This is a genomic window from Alishewanella jeotgali KCTC 22429, from assembly GCF_000245735.1.
GTDB classification, from domain to species: domain Bacteria; phylum Pseudomonadota; class Gammaproteobacteria; order Enterobacterales; family Alteromonadaceae; genus Alishewanella; species Alishewanella jeotgali.
In genome coordinates this window covers 355453-373899 of record NZ_AHTH01000005.1, presented here as the reverse complement: position 1 = coordinate 373899, position 18447 = coordinate 355453, and the positions used below count along the sequence as shown (strand labels likewise).

The 18447-nt window shown below is 50.6% G+C and carries 19 protein-coding genes; 10 read left to right on the top strand and 9 right to left on the bottom strand.

The annotated features are described in order from the left end of the window. Positions 1–4: 4 nt before the first annotated feature. The 8 genes from AJE_RS03255 to AJE_RS18870 all read right to left on the bottom strand — a co-directional run bounded on the left by AJE_RS03255 (position 5) and on the right by AJE_RS18870 (position 6280). Complete coding sequence (locus AJE_RS03255) at positions 5–271, bottom strand: DUF1653 domain-containing protein (protein ID WP_008610037.1); 267 nt, start codon at positions 269–271, stop codon at positions 5–7. Continuing rightward, the gene (gene ruvX, locus AJE_RS03250) at positions 255–674 is read right to left on the bottom strand and encodes a Holliday junction resolvase RuvX (RefSeq protein WP_008949645.1); all 420 of its coding nucleotides are present in this window, start codon (positions 672–674) and stop codon (positions 255–257) included. Before ruvX ends, AJE_RS03255 begins: the two co-directional genes overlap by 17 nt. Next, on the bottom strand, positions 674–1231 hold the full coding sequence (locus AJE_RS03245; RefSeq protein ID WP_008949644.1) for a YqgE/AlgH family protein: 558 nt from the start codon (positions 1229–1231) through the stop codon (positions 674–676). Before AJE_RS03245 ends, ruvX begins: the two co-directional genes overlap by 1 nt. 38 nt (positions 1232–1269) lie before the next feature. After that, positions 1270–2229, bottom strand: a complete 960-nt coding sequence (gene gshB, locus AJE_RS03240; RefSeq protein WP_008949643.1) for a glutathione synthase — start codon at positions 2227–2229, stop codon at positions 1270–1272. Positions 2230–2237: 8 nt separating this feature from the next. After that, the gene (gene rsmE / locus AJE_RS03235; protein WP_039927950.1) at positions 2238–2966 is read right to left on the bottom strand and encodes a 16S rRNA (uracil(1498)-N(3))-methyltransferase; all 729 of its coding nucleotides are present in this window, start codon (positions 2964–2966) and stop codon (positions 2238–2240) included. 117 nt (positions 2967–3083) lie between these two features. Continuing rightward, a complete protein-coding gene (locus tag AJE_RS03230) occupies positions 3084–4664 on the bottom strand; it encodes an AbgT family transporter (RefSeq protein ID WP_008949641.1) in 1581 nt (526 codons plus the stop codon). A 184-nt stretch (positions 4665–4848) separates the two neighbouring features. Further along, positions 4849–5997 (bottom strand): methionine adenosyltransferase, encoded by a 1149-nt coding sequence (metK, locus tag AJE_RS03225; protein WP_008949640.1) that lies wholly within the window; start codon positions 5995–5997, stop codon positions 4849–4851. 160 nt (positions 5998–6157) lie between these two features. Then, the gene (locus AJE_RS18870; RefSeq protein WP_272941530.1) at positions 6158–6280 is read right to left on the bottom strand and encodes a hypothetical protein; all 123 of its coding nucleotides are present in this window, start codon (positions 6278–6280) and stop codon (positions 6158–6160) included. A 96-nt stretch (positions 6281–6376) separates the two neighbouring features. Between AJE_RS18870 and tkt the strand changes: the two genes are divergently transcribed. From tkt to AJE_RS03175, 10 genes are all read left to right on the top strand, one after another. Next, positions 6377–8374: a transketolase gene (gene tkt / locus AJE_RS03220; RefSeq protein WP_008949639.1), complete on the top strand. Its 1998-nt coding sequence runs from the start codon at positions 6377–6379 to the stop codon at positions 8372–8374. Positions 8375–8425: 51 nt separating this feature from the next. After that, positions 8426–9439 (top strand): erythrose-4-phosphate dehydrogenase, encoded by a 1014-nt coding sequence (gene epd / locus AJE_RS03215; RefSeq protein ID WP_008949638.1) that lies wholly within the window; start codon positions 8426–8428, stop codon positions 9437–9439. Positions 9440–9478: 39 nt separating this feature from the next. Continuing rightward, positions 9479–10657 (top strand): phosphoglycerate kinase, encoded by a 1179-nt coding sequence (locus AJE_RS03210; RefSeq protein ID WP_008949637.1) that lies wholly within the window; start codon positions 9479–9481, stop codon positions 10655–10657. 62 nt (positions 10658–10719) lie between these two features. Then, complete coding sequence (fba, locus tag AJE_RS03205) at positions 10720–11784, top strand: class II fructose-bisphosphate aldolase (protein WP_008949636.1); 1065 nt, start codon at positions 10720–10722, stop codon at positions 11782–11784. Between the two features lie 245 nt (positions 11785–12029). Next, positions 12030–12800, top strand: a complete 771-nt coding sequence (locus tag AJE_RS03200) for a DUF3450 domain-containing protein (RefSeq protein ID WP_008949635.1) — start codon at positions 12030–12032, stop codon at positions 12798–12800. Positions 12801–12806: 6 nt separating this feature from the next. Beyond that, positions 12807–14174: a MotA/TolQ/ExbB proton channel family protein gene (locus AJE_RS03195; protein ID WP_008949634.1), complete on the top strand. Its 1368-nt coding sequence runs from the start codon at positions 12807–12809 to the stop codon at positions 14172–14174. A gap of 2 nt (positions 14175–14176) precedes the next feature. Continuing rightward, a complete protein-coding gene (locus AJE_RS03190; RefSeq protein WP_039925623.1) occupies positions 14177–14701 on the top strand; it encodes a MotA/TolQ/ExbB proton channel family protein in 525 nt (174 codons plus the stop codon). A 12-nt stretch (positions 14702–14713) separates the two neighbouring features. Next, positions 14714–15118, top strand: a complete 405-nt coding sequence (locus AJE_RS03185; RefSeq protein WP_008610054.1) for an ExbD/TolR family protein — start codon at positions 14714–14716, stop codon at positions 15116–15118. 2 nt (positions 15119–15120) lie between these two features. Beyond that, positions 15121–15738, top strand: coding sequence for an energy transducer TonB (locus AJE_RS03180; protein WP_008949633.1), 618 nt, complete (start codon positions 15121–15123; stop codon positions 15736–15738). Positions 15739–15741: 3 nt separating this feature from the next. Further along, on the top strand, positions 15742–17007 hold the full coding sequence (locus tag AJE_RS03175) for a tetratricopeptide repeat protein (protein WP_008949632.1): 1266 nt from the start codon (positions 15742–15744) through the stop codon (positions 17005–17007). A gap of 74 nt (positions 17008–17081) precedes the next feature. On the opposite strand, the gene prsR is transcribed toward AJE_RS03175, so the two are convergent. Further along, the gene (prsR, locus tag AJE_RS03170) at positions 17082–18446 is read right to left on the bottom strand and encodes a PEP-CTERM-box response regulator transcription factor (protein ID WP_008949631.1); all 1365 of its coding nucleotides are present in this window, start codon (positions 18444–18446) and stop codon (positions 17082–17084) included. Position 18447 lies beyond the last annotated feature (1 nt).

Here is an 18447-nt window from a genome sequence, read left to right as displayed (position 1 = left end):
CAGCCTAATCGGCAACTGGCAGCGTTAAACCTGCCGGCGGCTCAGTGCCGATATACTGAAAACGTGGGATCAGCTCACCGGCAATTTCAACGTTCTCGGCAAACATGGTGGCAGGGCGGGCCCAAAGGCCAAAGTCAGCATACAGTGCCCGGTAGATCGCCAGCCATTCCTCGGTTTCACTATGACGAGCCAGGTCCAGCAACTGATAATAAGCGCCTTTATAATGCTGATAATAACCCGGCGCTAACGCCGGTTTAGCCTTGTTGTTCATACCAGCCTTCAAAAATAATCTGCGCCGACAGGCTATCCACCTTATCTTTGCTTAAATTGCGATAGCCGCCCTCGGCGAATAAGCGGCTACGCGCATCGGCGGTGGATAAGCGCTCATCATGATAAGCAATAGGTAAACCAAAGCGGCCATGTAAGCGGTTGGCAAATTTACGGGTACGGGCGGTAAACTCCTGCTCGCTGCCGTCCATATTCAGTGGCAAGCCCACTAACAACAGCTGTGGTTGCCATTCCTGAATTAAACGTTCAATGTGCTGCCAATCCGGGATCCCGTCTTTGGCCTTTAAAGCTGCGAGCAAGGTGGCGCTGCCAGTAAGCTCTGAGCCTACGGCCACGCCGATACTTTTAGTGCCATAATCAAAACATAAAATAGTGCGGGCGGTCATCAGGCGTGTCCTGCCTCACCGGTCAGTTGCCATGGTTGAATACCGATACTGGCAGTGGCCTTTTGCCATTTCTCGGCATGGCTGAGATCAAAAATAATCCGGTTGTCGGCCGGGATCACCAACCAGCTGTTATCGGCGATTTCCTGCTCCAACTGGCCGGCAGTCCAGCCAGCATAGCCCAGCGCCAGTAAGAACTTCTCCGGTGCCTGCTCGGTAGTCAGATCCTGCAAAATATCTTTCGAGGTGGTAACCATTAAACCATTTTCCAGCTGTAAACTGCTGTGATAACCTGGCTTGGCGGTATGCAATACAAAGCCACGGTCATGCTGTACCGGCCCACCCGCAACCACCTTGGCTTGTGCCGCCGGACTCTTGGCATCGTAGCTGATTTCCAGCTGCTCTAACAGCTCAGCCAGTGACACATTCATCGGGTGATTGACCACTATGCCCATGGCGCCTTCTTCGTTATGTTCACACAGGTAAGTGACACTGCGTTTAAACATCGGATCGTCCAGTGATGGCATTGCGATTAAAAAATGATTCTGGAAACCTTGCATACTGTTCTCCTTGATCAACCTGTGGTGCGACCAACTCACTACGAACCTGCTGCCAGGCGACGCTCAATAGCATCAAATAACATACCGGTAATACTGATCGGGAAGGCGGCTTCGATTTCCCGGATACAGGTCGGGCTGGTGACATTAATTTCGGTCAGTTTGTCACCGATCACGTCCAGACCGACGAAGATTAAACCTTTGGCCTTTAAGGTTGGGCCTATGGCTTTGGCAATGGCCCAGTCGCTGTCTGACAGCTGACGGGCTTCGCCACGGCCGCCGGCGGCTAAATTACCGCGGGTTTCACCCGAAGCGGGGATCCGTGCTAAGCAGTATGGCACAGGTTCGCCGTCAACCACTAAGATTCGTTTATCGCCATCGACAATTTCCGGAATATAGCGCTGCGCCATCGCATACTGACTGCCATGGGCGGTGAGCGTTTCTAAAATTACACTGACATTCGGATCTTCAGGTTTTAAGCGGAAGATCGAGGCGCCGCCCATGCCATCCAGTGGTTTTAAAATCACATCCTGTTCTTGCTGATAGAAGGCTTTTAAGCGCTTAGGATCGCGGCTAACCAGGGTTTTTGGCGTAAACTGACTAAACCAGCTGGTATAGAGCTTTTCGTTGGCATCGCGCAGACTTTGCGGCTTATTGACAATCAGAGTGCCGGCATCTTCGGCGCGCTCCAGCATATAGGTGGAGTAGATATATTCGGTATCAAAGGGCGGATCTTTGCGCATCAGAATCACGTTGAGCTCGCTCAGCGCCAGATCCTGTTCGCTACCAAAGTGATACCAGCGCGCCGGGTTGGGTTCGACACTGAGTAAGCGCGTACGGGCGCGGGCCTGACCTTGCAGTAAATACAGATCCGCCATTTCCATATAGTGAATTTCATAGCCGCGGCGCTGCGCTTCCAGCAGCATAGCAAAGCTGGAGTCTTTTTTGATATTGATGTCCGCAATCGGGTCCATCACGATGCCAAGTTTAATTGCTGTCATGCTTATCCTCAGGCGAGATCGCCAAATTGCAGTTGCAGGGCGCTGATCGCGGTCAGCGCTGCCGTTTCAGTGCGCAAAATTCTCGGACCCAGCGTAATACCGGTAAAGCCGGCGGCCGCGGTCTGGCTGACTTCGGTATCGGTAAAGCCACCTTCCGGACCTATTACCAACTGAATATCGCTGGCCGGAGTTAGGGTCTTAATGGTGGCGGCAGCGCGCGGATCCAAGGTCAGCCGTAAAGCTTTTGTTGGGGTGGTCAGCCATTGTTGCAGACTCACCGCCGTGTGCACTGTGGGCACCACACTGCGTCCGCTTTGCTCGCAGGCGCTGATCGCAATTTTTTGCCACTGCTCGGTACGTTTTGCCAAACGCTCGGCATCCAGTTTTACACCGCAGCGCTCGGTAAACAGCGGGGTGATTTCGGTCACGCCAAGCTCTACCGCCTTTTGAATGGCAAAATCCATCCGGTCACCGCGGGAAATGCCCTGACCTAAGTGGATACGCAGCGGTGATTCGACCGGATTGTCGCTGCTGCTGTCGATAGTAACCCATAGCTGTTTCTTGCCGACTTCGCTGATGGTAGCGGCATAGTTTTTGCCATCGCCATTAAACAATTGTAATGGCTGTCCCGCTTGCATTCGCAGCACCCGGCCGACGTGGTTGGCCGCGTCGTCACTCAGGGCAAGCTTAGCGCCGGCTGGCAAGGCTAATGGTTGGTAGATTCGTATTGTTCGCATCTTGTGGTTCTGTTTAACTGAAAAAAGCCTGAGGCTAATATTAACAGTGTTTTGTCTTAACCCAGCGCTAATCCATAAAAAAAGGCCCCGCAGGGCCTTAGTCAAAACGCGTGTTGCTTAGCGGTTAGGAATATACTCGTATGAGGCACCTAAGCCCAGCGGAATATCCAGTGCCCAGAAGCCAAGCAGGAAGGCAGTCCAGAGTACCAGCATCGCAATAGAGTAGGGCAGCATTAACGCTACCAGAGTACCAATGCCGCTGTTCTTCACATACTTTTGACAGAACACGACGATCAGTGGGAAGTACGGCAGCAGTGGGGTGATAATGTTGGTCGAAGAGTCACCAACGCGGTAAGCTGCCTGGGTCAGATCCGGTGAAATACCCAGTTCCATCAGCATCGGTACCATGATAGCGCCAATCAGAGCCCATTTGGCAGAAGCAGAGCCGACAACCAGGTTAACTAAACCGGATAAAAACACGATACCTACCAGCGTCATTGCCAGTGGTAGTCCCATGGCTTTTAACGCATTGGCGCCTTTTAACGCCAGTAATACCCCCAGATTCGACTGGTTAAAGGCATACAGGAACAGCGCACAGAAGAACGCCATCACGATATAGTAGCCCATACCACTCATAGCATTGCTCATGCCTTTAATCACATCGCGGTGGGTTTGCACTGTACCGGCAACATAACCATAGACGATACCCGGTACCAGGAAGAATACAAAAATCAGCGTTACAATCGACTTCATCAGTGGCGAGGCGGCAACCAGCAGCGGGTTCATCCCCTCGGCAACTTGCTCAGCGGGTGCTGCCCAAGGCGTTGCGGCAGGTACAACAATACTCAGTGCCAGCAGGGCGGCCACGACAAACATCGAAATCACGGCAGCGCGTAAGCCTTTCCGCTCTTGTGCACTCAGTGCATCCATTTTCACCATCTGTGACGTATCGCCATCAACCTTAGTGGCTTGCAGGCGCGGTTCAATCACTTTATCCGTTAAAAACCAGCCGACTAATACGATCAGGAAGGTAGATGCGGTGGTAAAGATATAGTTATTTAGCGGATTGATGGTAACAGTTGGATCCAGCAACTGAGCTGAAACCTGAGTCATACCGGCCAGTAACGGGTCCAGGCTGGAGGGCACAAAGAAAGTGGCAGAGAAACCACCGGAGACACCGGCAAAGGCCGCTGCGATACCTGCCAGTGGATGACGGCCCGCAGCATAGAAAATTACCGCACCCAGCGGAATAACCAGCACATAGCCGGCGTCTACCGCCACATGGCTTAGTACACCCACGGCAATCAGCACCGGGGTTAGTAACATCTTGGGTGTTACGGCCAGAATAGAGCGTAAACCGGCATTAATAAAGCCGGTATATTCCGCGACACCTAAACCTAACATCGCGACCAATACCACACCTAATGGCGGGAAGTTAACAAAGGTTGTCACGATATTGGAGGCAAACTGAGTAAGAGCAGCCCCGGATAGCAAGTTAACAATTTGCACCTGCTGTCCGCTGCGAGGGTCGATTTCGGTAAAGGTCATTCCGGAAAATAACCAGGACAGGCCCCAGACGATCACCATTAACAGTGCAAAGAGCACGGCCGGATCGGGTAATTTATTCCCGATCACCTCAATGGTATTGAGCGCACGGTTCATCCAGCCGTTATTCACGGCGGCGGTTTGTTCTGACATAGCAGTTCCTTTTTCTTGCTTTTTTATTGTGTGATTGCCAGCAGCAATCAGACCCTGGAGGCTAAAACGCCCTAATAATACACAAAAGCGCGCTGCGGGTAAGCGGCAAATCGGCTGAAGCGCCAAATTAAAAAGAAAAAAGGAGAGTCTCCTCTCCTTTTTCAGCCGTTAAGCATTAAGTCGCTTACTTTGCGTACTGACGTAACAGCTCAGCTTTATCGGTTTTCTCCCACGGGAACTCGTTACGGCCGAAGTGACCGTAAGCCGCCGTAGGCTGATAAATTGGTCGTTCCAGATCCAACATTTGGATCAGGCCATAAGGACGCAGATCGAAATGCTCACGTACCAGTTTGATCAGCTCGTCTTCACTCAGTTTGCTGGTACCGAAGGTTTCCAGGCTGATTGAAGTGGGTTCGGCAACACCAATAGCATAGGATACCTGCAGCTCCAGACGCTCTGCCAGGCCAGCCGCAACCAGGTTTTTCGCGACATAGCGAGCAGCATAAGCCGCTGAGCGGTCAACCTTTGATGGATCTTTACCAGAGAAAGCACCACCACCATGGCGCGCCATACCACCGTAGCTATCTACGATAATCTTGCGGCCGGTTAAACCACAGTCACCCATAGGGCCACCGATCACAAAACGACCGGTTGGGTTGATAAAGAACTTGGTTTTGCTGTTTAACCACTCCGCCGGTAATACTGGCTTAATGATTTCTTCCATTACCGCCTCACGCAGATCAGCGGTGCTGATGGTGTCACAGTGCTGGGTAGATAATACTACGGCATCGATACCGACTGGCTTACCGTCTTCGTAAATAAAGCTTAACTGCGACTTGGCATCCGGGCGTAACCACGGCAGGGTACCGTCTTTACGCACCTGGGCCTGACGCTGTACCAAGCGGTGTGAATAGGTAATAGGGGCCGGCATCAGCACGTCGGTTTCGTTACTGGCGTAGCCAAACATTAAACCCTGGTCACCCGCGCCTTGCTCACGCGGATCAGCTTTATCTACACCCTGATTGATATCGGGTGATTGTTTACCAATCGCATTTAATACAGCGCAGGAGTCGGCGTCAAAACCCATATCAGAATGGGTGTAGCCAATTTCACGTACGGTTTTGCGTACCAGCTCTTCGATATCAACCCAGGCAGAAGTCGTGATTTCGCCACCGACTAACACCATACCTGTTTTAACGAAGGTCTCACAGGCAACACGCGCCTTGCTGTCTTGTTCCAGGATCGCATCCAGTACCGCATCGGAAATCTGATCAGCGATTTTATCCGGATGCCCTTCAGATACAGACTCAGACGTGAAAATATGTTGTGCCATCTGTTAGTTTCCACCACGTTAGTTAATACATAAAGCGCCGTGACACTGTCACAGCGCTGAGATTAAGCAGGCGCAGCTGTTGCCAGTTCAGTTTAGCCGGCAGGCGCCAAAAAAATAGCCGCTTATTTTAGTGAAAGCCCCCGGCGATTACCAGAAAAATTTACGCCCAGACGTCTTTCATGCCGGAAATTACGTAAACGCGAGCTACCAGATCACCGCGCTGCAAAAAAGGTCGCAGATAATCATTTGCCATCTGACGGCGGCTGGGTGAAAATACAGCCATCTAAACCCCCACAGTAATCGTTTTAGTAACAGCCTGTGTCGGGTTACACTGCAAACCTCAAGTCTGAATAATCAGCGCAATTTGTCAGGAGTCTGCATGCCATCTCGTAAACAACTCGCCAATGCCATCCGTGCCTTAAGTATGGACGCGGTGCAAAAAGCTAAATCAGGCCACCCGGGCGCCCCAATGGGGATGGCCGATATTGCCGAAGTGTTATGGCGTGACTATCTGAAACATAACCCGCAAAACCCAGGCTGGGCCGACCGCGACCGCTTTGTACTGTCGAATGGTCACGGCTCGATGCTGATCTATTCGCTGTTACATCTGAGCGGCTATCAATTGTCACTGGATGATCTAAAGCAGTTCCGCCAGCTGCATTCTAAAACCCCGGGTCATCCGGAGTTCGGTTATGCGCCGGGCGTAGAAACCACCACCGGACCGCTGGGGCAGGGTATTACCAATGCCGTGGGGATGGCGCTGGCCGAAAAAGCGCTGGCGGCGCAGTTTAACCGCCCCGGTTTTGACATTGTTGACCACTATACTTATGTGTTCCTGGGCGATGGCTGTTTAATGGAAGGGATTTCGCACGAAGCCTGCTCCTTGGCCGGTACTCTTGGTTTAGGAAAGCTGATTGCGTTCTGGGATGATAACGGTATCTCGATTGATGGCCATGTTGAAGGCTGGTTTACCGATAATACCCCTGCGCGCTTTGAAGCCTACGGCTGGCATGTGGTGGCCAATGTTGATGGCCATAATCCGGAAGCGATTAAAGCGGCGATTGAACAGGCACGCGCCGTGACCGACAAACCGACACTGATCTGCACCAAAACCGTGATCGGTTATGGCGCACCGAATAAAGGTGGCAGCCATGACTGCCATGGTGCACCACTGGGTGAAGCGGAAATTGCCGCTGCCCGCGAATTTTTACAATGGCCTTACGCCCCCTTTGAAATCCCGGCGGATATCTATGCTGACTGGGATGCCAAGGCGACTGGCGCGGCAGCAGAACAAAGTTGGCAACGGCGCTTTGCTGAATACGAAAAAGCTTATCCGGAACTGGCTGCTGAGTTTAAGCGTCGTCATGCCGGTACTTTACCTGCCGATTGGGCGGCACAAAGCCAGGCTTATATTGAACAATTACAAGCCAACCCGGCAACCATTGCCACCCGTAAGGCATCACAAAATGCGTTAAATGCCTTTGGCCCGCTATTACCGGAGTTTATGGGTGGCTCGGCCGACTTAGCCGGCTCTAACCTGACCATTTGGTCTGGCTCTAAGCCGCTGACCAGAGACGATGCCGCCGGTAACTATGTTTACTACGGAGTGCGCGAATTTGGTATGTCTGCCATGATGAATGGTATCGCGCTGCATGGTGGCTTTGTCCCTTACGGCGCGACCTTCCTGATGTTTATGGAATATGCCCGTAATGCCGTGCGGATGGCTGCGTTGATGAAGCAAAGAGTGATCTTTGTTTATACCCACGATTCAATTGGTTTGGGTGAAGACGGTCCAACGCATCAACCGGTCGAGCAGCTGGCCAGCTTACGTGTTACCCCGAATCTGATGAACTGGCGCCCTTGCGATCAGGTAGAATCAGCGGTGGCCTGGCAGCAAGCGATTGAGCGCCAAGATGGCCCAAGTTCGCTGATTTTTACCCGCCAGAACCTGGTACAGCAGCCGCGTACCGCAGCACAACTGGCCGCGATTAAGCGCGGCGGCTATGTGCTGCTGGACTCTGCCGCGACGCCTGAGCTAATTATCATTGCTACCGGCTCCGAAGTAGAGCTGGCGATGCAGGCTGCTAAAACGTTGCAAGCCGAAGGTAAGGCCGTGCGAGTTGTGTCTATGCCATCGACGGATGTGTTTGAGCAACAGGACGCCAGTTACCGTGAAGCCGTGCTGCCAGCCAGTGTCAGCAAGCGGATTGCGGTGGAAGCCGGTATTATGGATACCTGGTATAAATACGTTGGTTTAAATGGCGCCGTGATTGGTATGCAGACGTTTGGTGAGTCGGCACCGGCTGAGCAGCTATTTGAACACTTTGGTATTACCGCCGCTAACGTGCTGGCGACTGCCAGAAACTTGCTGGCGTAATTCTGGTTTTGTAACGGGCCCTTACCGGGCCCGTTTTTTCATGCTGAGCTTATGACAATTAAACTGGCAATAAACGGCTTTGGCCGTATCGGTCGCAACATTTTGCGCGCCATTTATGAAAACGGCTGGCAACAGCAGTTGCAGGTGGTTGCGATTAATGAGCTGGCGCAAGCCGAAGGTGTGGCGCATCTGCTACGTTACGACAGTGCCCATGGCCGTTTTCGCTATCCGGTTGCGGCGATCCCGGGTGGCTTGAGTGTCGCCGGCGACAAGATTGCACTCTTTAATGAACCTGATCCGCTGGAGTTACCCTGGCGCGAGCTTGGGGTGGATATTGTGCTGGAGTGTACCGGTGTTTTTCACAGCCGGGAGCACGCCAACTGGCATTTGCAGGCCGGTGCCAAAAAAGTGTTATTTTCGCACCCGGCGGACGCCGATATCGATGCCACAGTAATTTACGGCATTAATCAGCATTTGTTAGACGCGCAGATGCAGGTGGTTTCGGCCGGTTCCTGTACCACTAACTGTATTGTACCGGTGATCCAGGTACTGGATCAGCACTTTGGTGTTGAAAGCGGTACTATTACGACCATTCATGCGTCAATGAATGACCAGCAGGTGATTGATGCCTACCATCCGGATTTACGCCGCACCCGTGCTGCCAGCCATTCGATTATTCCGGTGGATACCAAGCTGGCACTGGGGATCGAGCGGATTATGCCGCATCTGGCCGGGCGTTTTGAAGCCATAGCGGTGCGGGTGCCCACTATTAATGTTACGGCGATGGACCTTAGCGTTACCCTGCATCAGGACGTGACCATCGCCGAAATTAACCGGGTATTGCGCGCAGCCGGTCAGACCGCACTGAGCGGCATTTTAGATTACACTGAAGCGCCATTAGTGTCGGTCGACTTTAACCATGATCCGCACTCCTGCATTGTCGATGGCAGCCAAACCCGGGTCAGCCACAAAAGATTAGTGAAATGCCTGGTGTGGTGCGATAACGAATGGGGCTTTGCCAACCGGATGTTGGATACCGCCAGAGTGATGAGCCAGGATTTTTAATTGCAACTTTAATTCGAGTTTAATCCCAGGGAGAGAAAGATGTCTGTGATCCGTATGAGCGACTTAGATCTGCACGGCAAACGTGTATTGATCCGCGAAGATTTAAACGTACCGGTTAAAGACGGCGTGGTAACCTCAGATGCACGCTTAAAAGCCGCAATTCCCACCATTGAACTGGCGCTGGCCAAGGGCGCGAAAGTGATGGTGATGTCGCATCTGGGCCGGCCGGAAGAGGGCGTGTTTGACGCCGAATCCTCAATGCAGCCGGTAGCAGACTATTTGGCTAAAGCGTTAACGGCACCGGTGCGGCTGGTTGCAGACTACCTAAAGGGTGTTGAGGTTGCGCAGGGCGAAGTCGTGGTGTTTGAAAACGTGCGCTTTAATAAAGGCGAAGGCAAAAACAACGATGAGCTGGCGCAAAAACTGGCTGCGCTTTGCGATGTGTTTGTGATGGATGCCTTTGGTACAGCGCACCGCGCTCAGGCATCGACTCATGGTGTCGCCAAGTATGCTAAGGTCGCCTGCGCCGGTCCGTTACTGACCGCAGAACTGGATGCGTTATCCGCTGCACTGAAAAATCCAAAACGGCCACTGGTCGCTATCGTCGGGGGGTCTAAAGTCTCCACCAAGCTGACCGTACTGGAGTCACTGTCTGGTATTGTTGATCAGCTGATTGTTGGTGGCGGTATTGCCAATACCTTTATTGCAGCTCAAGGTCACAATGTCGGTAAGTCACTGTGTGAAAATGATCTGATCCCGGAAGCGCAGCGCTTAATGGCACAGGCGAAAGCCCGTGGTGGTAATATCCCGGTACCAACCGATGTGGTAACAGGTAAAGCCTTTAGTGCCGAGGCAAAGGCGGAGCTGAAAAACGTCGCTGCGGTAGCCGCTGACGATATGATTTTTGATGTTGGCCCGGCCACCATCGCCGAATTAACGGCTATTTTGAAAAATGCCGGTACCATTGTCTGGAATGGCCCGGTCGGAGTGTTTGAATTTGAGCAGTTTGGTGCCGGCACCCAGGCGCTGGCTGAAGCTATCGCACAAAGCGAGGCGTTTTCAATTGCCGGTGGCGGTGACACCCTGGCGGCAATTGATAAATACGATGTTGCGGCTCAAATTTCCTACATTTCGACCGGTGGTGGAGCATTTCTGGAATTTCTGGAAGGAAAAACGCTGCCAGCAGTAGCAATTTTAGAAGAACGCGCTCAGAATTAAACAATAACAAAAAAGAAAACTTTTTACCTAAAACTGTACCTTAGTATAAAAGAGAGGAAGCAATGGCTCTGATTTCCTTACGGCAAATGCTCGATCACGCCGCCGAATTCGGCTACGGCGTGCCGGCGTTTAACGTAAATAACCTTGAACAGATGCGTGCCATTATGCTGGCTGCCGATAAAACGGATAGCCCAGTAATAGTGCAGGCATCAGCCGGTGCCCGCAAATACGCCGGTGCGCCTTTCCTGCGTCATTTAATCCTGGCGGCAGTGGAAGAGTTTCCGCATATTCCGGTGGTGATGCACCAGGATCACGGTACCTCATTAGCCGTGTGTCAGCGCTCCATTCAATTGGGCTTCTCGTCAGTGATGATGGATGGCTCTCTTGGCGAAGACGGTAAAACGCCAATGGACTATGCTTATAACGTCGAAGTAACCCGCCGGGTTGTCGAAATAGCGCATGCTTGTGGTGTCTCAGTAGAAGGTGAGTTAGGTTGTTTAGGCTCATTGGAAACCGGTGAGGCAGGTGAAGAAGATGGCATAGGTGCAGATTGTAAGCTCAGCCATGATCAGATGCTGACTGATCCGGAAGAAGCCGCGCAGTTTGTGCGTGAAACCCAGGTTGATGCCCTGGCTATTGCTTGTGGCACTTCTCATGGTGCTTACAAGTTTAGCCGGCCACCAACAGATGATATTCTGGCGATTGACCGTATTAAAGCCATTCATGAGCGGATCCCGGATACCCATCTGGTGATGCACGGCTCCTCTTCGGTGCCGCAAGACTGGCTGGAAATTATCAACGAATATGGCGGTGCTATCCCGGAAACCTATGGTGTGCCGGTAGAGCAAATCCAGCAAGGGATCAAATACGGAGTGCGTAAGGTCAATATTGATACCGACCTGCGTCTGGCGTCGACCGGTGCGATCCGTCGCTATCTGGCGAAGCACCCGGCCGAATTTGATCCGCGTAAATATTTACAGGAATCCGTAAAAGCAATGGCGGATATCTGTATTGCCCGCTATGAAGCCTTTGGCTGCGCCGGGCAAGGCAGTAAAATCAAGCCGTTGTCATTGGATAAGATGGTTGATTTATATGTGGCGGGTAAATTAACGCCGAACATTAAATAACCAGAATTTTTAATGCGCGTTAAACAAGGTGAGTGCTCTGTTTAACGCGGCTTAAAATTGGTGCTAAACCCTCCGTACAGGGCAGGTGGTGAAAGCCTTATCAGCGCTGGCTGTCTGTTGACATCCGGCGTTTTACCTGTAATGATGCGGGCGGTTTACCCTCTAAAACGAGGGCTGCTGCCGTGCTATACGGCGACCCCTTACAACATCAGGTTACGTTAATCAGCAATAATTGGTTGGGAACTATGTTTAATAAAAAAATCCATATGAGCCTTGTTGCTTCTGCACTGGCGGGCAGTTTTGCCCTGGCTGGTTCAGCTGCAGCGACAGATTTAAAAGATCTGCATCAGGCAAATGCACAAATCCAGCGTGCAGCAGTACAGTCTCAGGAAAAAATCAATACTATTTATGAGCAGACTCAGGAACTGCTGGGCGAATATCGTGTTGTCGTTGACCAAACCGACAACCTGAAAGTTTACAACGATTTCCTGGCTACACTGGTTGCTGACCAGCAACGTCAAATTGACCGCATCCAGCGTCAGATCGACGGCTTAGAAAAGACCAACCAAGGCACAGTGCCACTGATGTTCCGCATGATTGACTCATTAGAGCAATTTATTCAGGCTGACATCCCGCTGCGTACCGACCGTCGTTTAGAGCGCGTACAACGTTTACGTGATCTGATGGCCCGTTCAGACGTGCAGCGTTCTGAGCAATTCCGTCAAATTTTAGAAGCCTATGAAATCGAAATGGGTTACGGCACAGAGCTGGCTGCCTTCCAGGGCACACTGAGCACTGGCGGTAGCGACATTACTGTTGATTTCGTACATCTGGGCCGTTTAGCGCTGATGGCGCTGGCATTAGATGGCAGCTCAGGCTGGGTGTATAACAAGAGCACTGGTAGCTGGGATAAGTTAGCGGATTCATACTTACCGTCAATCGGTAACTTTATCAAGATGGCACGTCGTGAAGCCACGCTTGAAATGGATCGTGTACCACTTTTCGCAGCGGAGTAAGAATAGATGAAATTGGCAATTAAAAGTTTAGTCGTCGCTGCGGCAGTAACACTTTCTGCATCAGTAGCCTTTAACGCGACTGCAAACACTCAGAAGCTGGATCAGTTATTACAGCAAATCCAACAACAGCGCACTGTGGAAGGCCGGATCAACCAAGAGCGTGAGCGTGCTTTCCTGGCTGAGCGTGCAGACAAGCAAGCCCTGTTAAACACTGCTAAGCGCCAACTGGCTGAAGAAGAAGCCCGTGGTAAGCGTTTACAGCAACAATATGCCCAAAACGATATCGCTATTGCTCAGAAACAACAGGAGCTGCAAAGCGCCCTGGGTACTATGGGTGAGGTATTCGGTGTGGTTCGTCAAACAGCGAACAAAACCGTTGGTACTATTTCAAGCTCGATCGTTAGTGCTCAGTACCCAGGTCGTGACGTAGTACTGCGTGATATCGCTGCAGCTACTGAACTGCCAACCATTGAGCAAATGGAAGAGCTATGGGTAGCGATGTTAACTGAAATGACTGAATCAGGTAAGATTGCTAAGTTTGATGCTGAAGTGGTTGAACTGGCTGGTGGTACTTCTACCCAGCGCGTAACCCGTTTCGGTGCTTTCCACCTGACCACTGGCACTGATTATTTAATTCGTAACGTAGACACTGACCAGATCCAACCACTGGGCCGTGCTCCACAGTCAAAAATCCATAGTTCAGTAGCAGCGTTCCACAACGCCCGCGCCGGTGAATTAACCAGCCTGTACGTTGACCCGACTAAGGGTAACTCACTGTTACGTCTGAACCAGCAACGTGCAACACTGATGGAATACTACCACCAGGGTGGCACTGTAGGTTACCTGATCACGGTATTACTGTTCATCGGCTTACTGATCGCGTTAGAGCGGGTACTGGTATTGTCTGCTGTTGGTGCCAAGATGCGTGCTCAGCTGAAAAACCTGAACAACCCGTCTACTGGCAACCCACTGGGCCGGATCCTGAAAGTTTACCACGACAACAAAGATGCTGACGTAGAAAACCTGGAACTGAAACTGGACGAAGCTATCCTGCGCGAAACGCCAAAAGTTGACCGTGGTATCGGCTTAATCAAACTGTTTGCTGCTGTAGCGCCGCTGATGGGTCTGTTAGGTACTGTTATCGGTATGATCCTGACGTTCCAGCAAATTACCCTGTACGGTACTGGTGACCCGAAACTGATGGCCGGTTCAATCTCTCTGGCGCTGGTAACTACCGCTCTGGGTCTGATTGCTGCACTGCCACTGTTATTCGTACACAGCATTGTACAATCTCGTGCTAAATCAATTCTGCAAGTTCTGGATGAGCAAAGCGCTGGTATCGTAGCGGCTCACGCGGAGAAGGAGAAAGCCTAATGATGCTCCAGCTAATAGGGCTGTGGGAATCGGTACAGGATTTTATCCATACGGGTGGCAACGTCTTGTACGTTGTCGCCGCGGTGCTCTTCATTATGTGGGTATTGATGATTGAGCGCTACTGGTATGTCACTTCGATTTTTCCGAAAATGAAACGGGAAATTGTTGCGAAGTGGGATGCCCGGGAAGACACCACTTCCTGGTATGCGCATAAGATCCGTGACTGCTGGATTTCTGAAGCGACGGATAAACTCGATCAAAGAATGTTACTGATAAAGACACTAGTTGCAATGTGCCCGTTAGTGGGCCTGCTTGGAACGGTAACAGGTATGATTGCGGTGTTCGATATTATGGCCACCCAAGGTACCGGTAACCCTCGCACTATGGCGGCGGGTATTTCCATGGCAACTATTCCAACAATGGCCGGTATGGTTGCTGCCTTGTCGGGTGTATTTTTCAGTTCGCGGCTGGAAGTGAAAGTCAAACGGGAAAAAGCAGATCTCGTTGACAGCTTACCGCATCATTAAGAGAGAATTTTTATGGCACGTAAACGTATACGCGAAGACGAAGAGGCCGCAATCGACATTACGCCGATGATGGACATCGTTTTCATTATGTTGATCTTCTTTATCGTGACGACCTCTTTCGTGAAGGAAGCCGGTATTGATGTCAACAAACCCGAAGCCACCCAAGCTGTGAAAAAGCCAAGCGCTACGATCTTTATTGCGATCCGTGCTAATGGTGAAGTTTGGATGGACAAACGGCCAGTTGATGTTGAGCGGGTTTCTGCCAACATTGAGCGTTTAAGAGCGGAGTCACCGACGGATACCATCATTATCCAGGCTGACAAAGAAGCGAAACACGGTGTAGTAATGGAAGTAATGGATCAGATTAAAGCTGCTGACCCATCGCTGGTTATTACTGTTGCCGGGGAGAATAACTAACTATGGTACGTTTCCTAACATCGTTAATTATCGGTGCCGTGGTAACGTTCCTGTTGTTTCTGATTATGGCGCTGCTCATTGAGGGCAGCGGCGACCGCCGGCCTCCTGAGCAGGAGCGTATTGTCATCGAGATTAATACCACGCCGCCGGACTCAGATACACAGACGCGGAATCCACCGCCACCGCCACCACCGCCGCCGCCGGCACAGCCGCCGCAGCAGCCGCAGCCGGAGCCTGAAATGAGTAATACTGCCGGTGCAGTGTCATTCAATATGCCAGGCTTGGACTTAGGTGCTAACACCGGTTTGGGCGATCCGGGCTCGTTATTACGTGACGGTGACGCGACGCCAATCGTACGGATTGAACCACGTTATCCGGTTCAGGCCGCTCGTGATGGTCTGCAAGGCTGGGTTCGTTTGCGGTTTACCATTATGGAAGATGGCAGTGTAGATGAAGTTGAAGTTATCGAAGCTGAACCACGCCGCGTGTTTGACCGTGAAGCTATCCGCGCATTACGTCGTTGGAAGTACAGCCCGAAAGTTGTGGACGGTAAACCAGTGCGTCAGCCTGGTCAGCAAGTGCAGCTGGACTTTACTTTAGACATGGCTCAGGGAGGTTAATTTATGAAGAAATTATCTCTTATCTCTTCTGCGCTGTTGGTTGCTGCAAGCTTTAGTTTTACAGTGCCGGCTTCAGCTCAGGTGACATTAACTGATGCTGATCGTGCTCGCATCGAAGAGCGCAAGAATCGTCGTACGACCTTACCCGGTGAACGGGTTGGTCGGGGTGTTACCCGGGCTTTTGAGCTTTATAACGAAGAAAAGGTTGATGAGGCATTAAAGGTCCTGCTGGAGATCCGCGGCGGAAGCGATTTCGATAATGCGTTTTTAGCACGCTTTATCGGTAATCTTTACGCGACAAAGGATCCGAAGCAAGCCATTAAGTATCTGGAACAAGCGACTAAGCCAGATTTATTAAGCTTCACCGACCAAGCTTCATCGTTGAAGCTGGTTGCTGACTTGCAGTCGATGGAAAATATGCATCGTGATGCGATTAAAAACTATGAGGCATGGATCCGGTTTACCGGAGAGAATGACCCGGACGTTTATTTACGTATTGCGAATGCCTACTACCAGTTACAAGAGTATCAGAAAGTTCTGACACCAATTGATAACGCTATTCGTTATGCACGCGAGCCAAACAGACAGCATTATATGTTGAAAATGGGTGCGCTTTACGAATCTCGTAATTATCCGAAAACAATTGAAACTGTAGAGACTATGGTACAACTGTTCCCGGAAGAGCGGCAGTTCTGGGTTTACTTGGCTAACTTTTACACGTTAGTCGAAGATTATCAGAAATCGCTGAGCGCATTCCAAATTGCCTACAATAATGGCTATCTGGAATTGGAGTCAGAGCTGAAGATGATGGGTCAAATGTATGCGAATAATAATATTCCATACAAAGCAGCAACAATTTATGAGAAATATCTCAAGAGCGGTAAGATTAAGAAAGACCGCACTATGTTGGCTGCTGTGGCTTCTAACTTTCAGGCGGCTCGTGAGTTTGCCAAGGCTGCACAGTACTACGGTGAGCTAGCAGCTCTGACCAACGAAGCAGATGCTTATCGTCGTCAAGGCTTTGCCTTTATGTCGATCCAGCGTTACAACGATGCCATTAAGGCGTTTGAAGCAGCACTGGCTCGTGATTCAAGTAACTCAGGCCGCGTTCATATGAGCATGGTAGATGCTTTCCTGAATCAAGGTAAGTTGCGTGAAGCTTATGCTTCTTTGCAGCAAGCTAAGCGAGATTCAACGACAGCGCGTCAAGCGAATAGTTATGAAGGCTATATTAGAGAAAAAGCCCGCGTAAAAGGCATTACTCTGTAAAGCAAGTGCTAATAAAAAACCCGCTGCGGCGGGTTTTTTTATCTCCGATAAACATTAAATGCACCGTCCGGGGATCAGAAATTGGCTTCATTATCCGTTTGCCGTAAGTCGTAAAGTCGATATTTATCGATTAATGCGTACAGAGTAGGGCGAGTGATACCCAGCACATCTGCAGTTTTTGATAAGTTGTTATTAGCAAGAATATAAGCGTGCCTGATAGCTGCCGATTCAGCGTGTTCCCGTACTTGGCGCAATGTTTGCTGCTGATTAAGCTCTGTTGTTCTAAAGCCGAGATCGCCAGCTGTTAGAAACTTACTTTCAGCGAGGATAACGGCTGACTTCAATTTATTTTGTAATTCCCGGATGTTACCGGGCCAATTGTGACTTAACATAGCCCGCGTAGCACAATCCGTAAAACCTTGGATCTCGGTTTTGTATTCCTGATTAAATCGATGCAACAGAGCTTTAGCTATCAGGATAACATCATAGCCGCGTTGGCGTAGTGGCGGGATTTGTAACACGATCTCACTAACGCGGTAGTATAAGTCTTCACGAAAGCTTTGCTGTGCTACCATGTCTGGCAGATCACGGTGTGTTGCACAAATCACTCTTACATCCACTTCTATTTCGTGACGCCCACCAATCCTTTCGATTACGCGCTCTTGTAAAAAACGCAGCATTTTTGCCTGTAATGACATAGGCATATCGCCAATTTCATCTAGTAGCAAGGTGCCACCATTGGCGCACTCAATTTTACCAAGCGTAGTTTTAACCGCTCCGGTAAAAGCGCCCTTTTCATAACCAAATAGCTCACTTTCCAGTAAGTTTTCTGGGATTGAGGCGCAGTTGATGGCAACAAAGGGTTTATTTAGTCGCGGGCTTTGTCGGTGGATAGCCCGGGCAAATACTTCCTTGCCAGTGCCACTCTCACCATACAAGAGGGTAGTGATTTCGGTGGGTGCAATCTTTTCAACGGTTCGACACGCTTTAACAATAGCGTCGCTATTACCTATGATTTCAGACTGTTGTTGGTAACTTGCTCTTAGCGCCCGATTTTCTGACTCTAGCGACGATAGTTTAAAAGCACGCTGAATAATGATATTCAACACTTCCGCATCTAGTGGTTTTTGATAGTAATCATAGGCACCCAGCGCAATAGCCTGTAGAGCATGGCTGTTATCTGTACTACCGGTTATGACGATAACTTTAGTTTCAGGTTTGGCACTAAGTATTTCGGTAAGGCACGCCAGACCTTCAGACGCATTAGCCGGATCAGGAGGAAGCCCCAAGTCGAGTGTGACAACTGCTGGCTCGTAACGACGAAGCTGCGTCATGGCTTGCTGACGGTCGCCGGCAAATATTAGCTCGTAATCACTTAGGCTCCATTTTAATTGCTTTTGGATACCCAGATCGTCTTCAATAACTAGAACGGTTTGCATG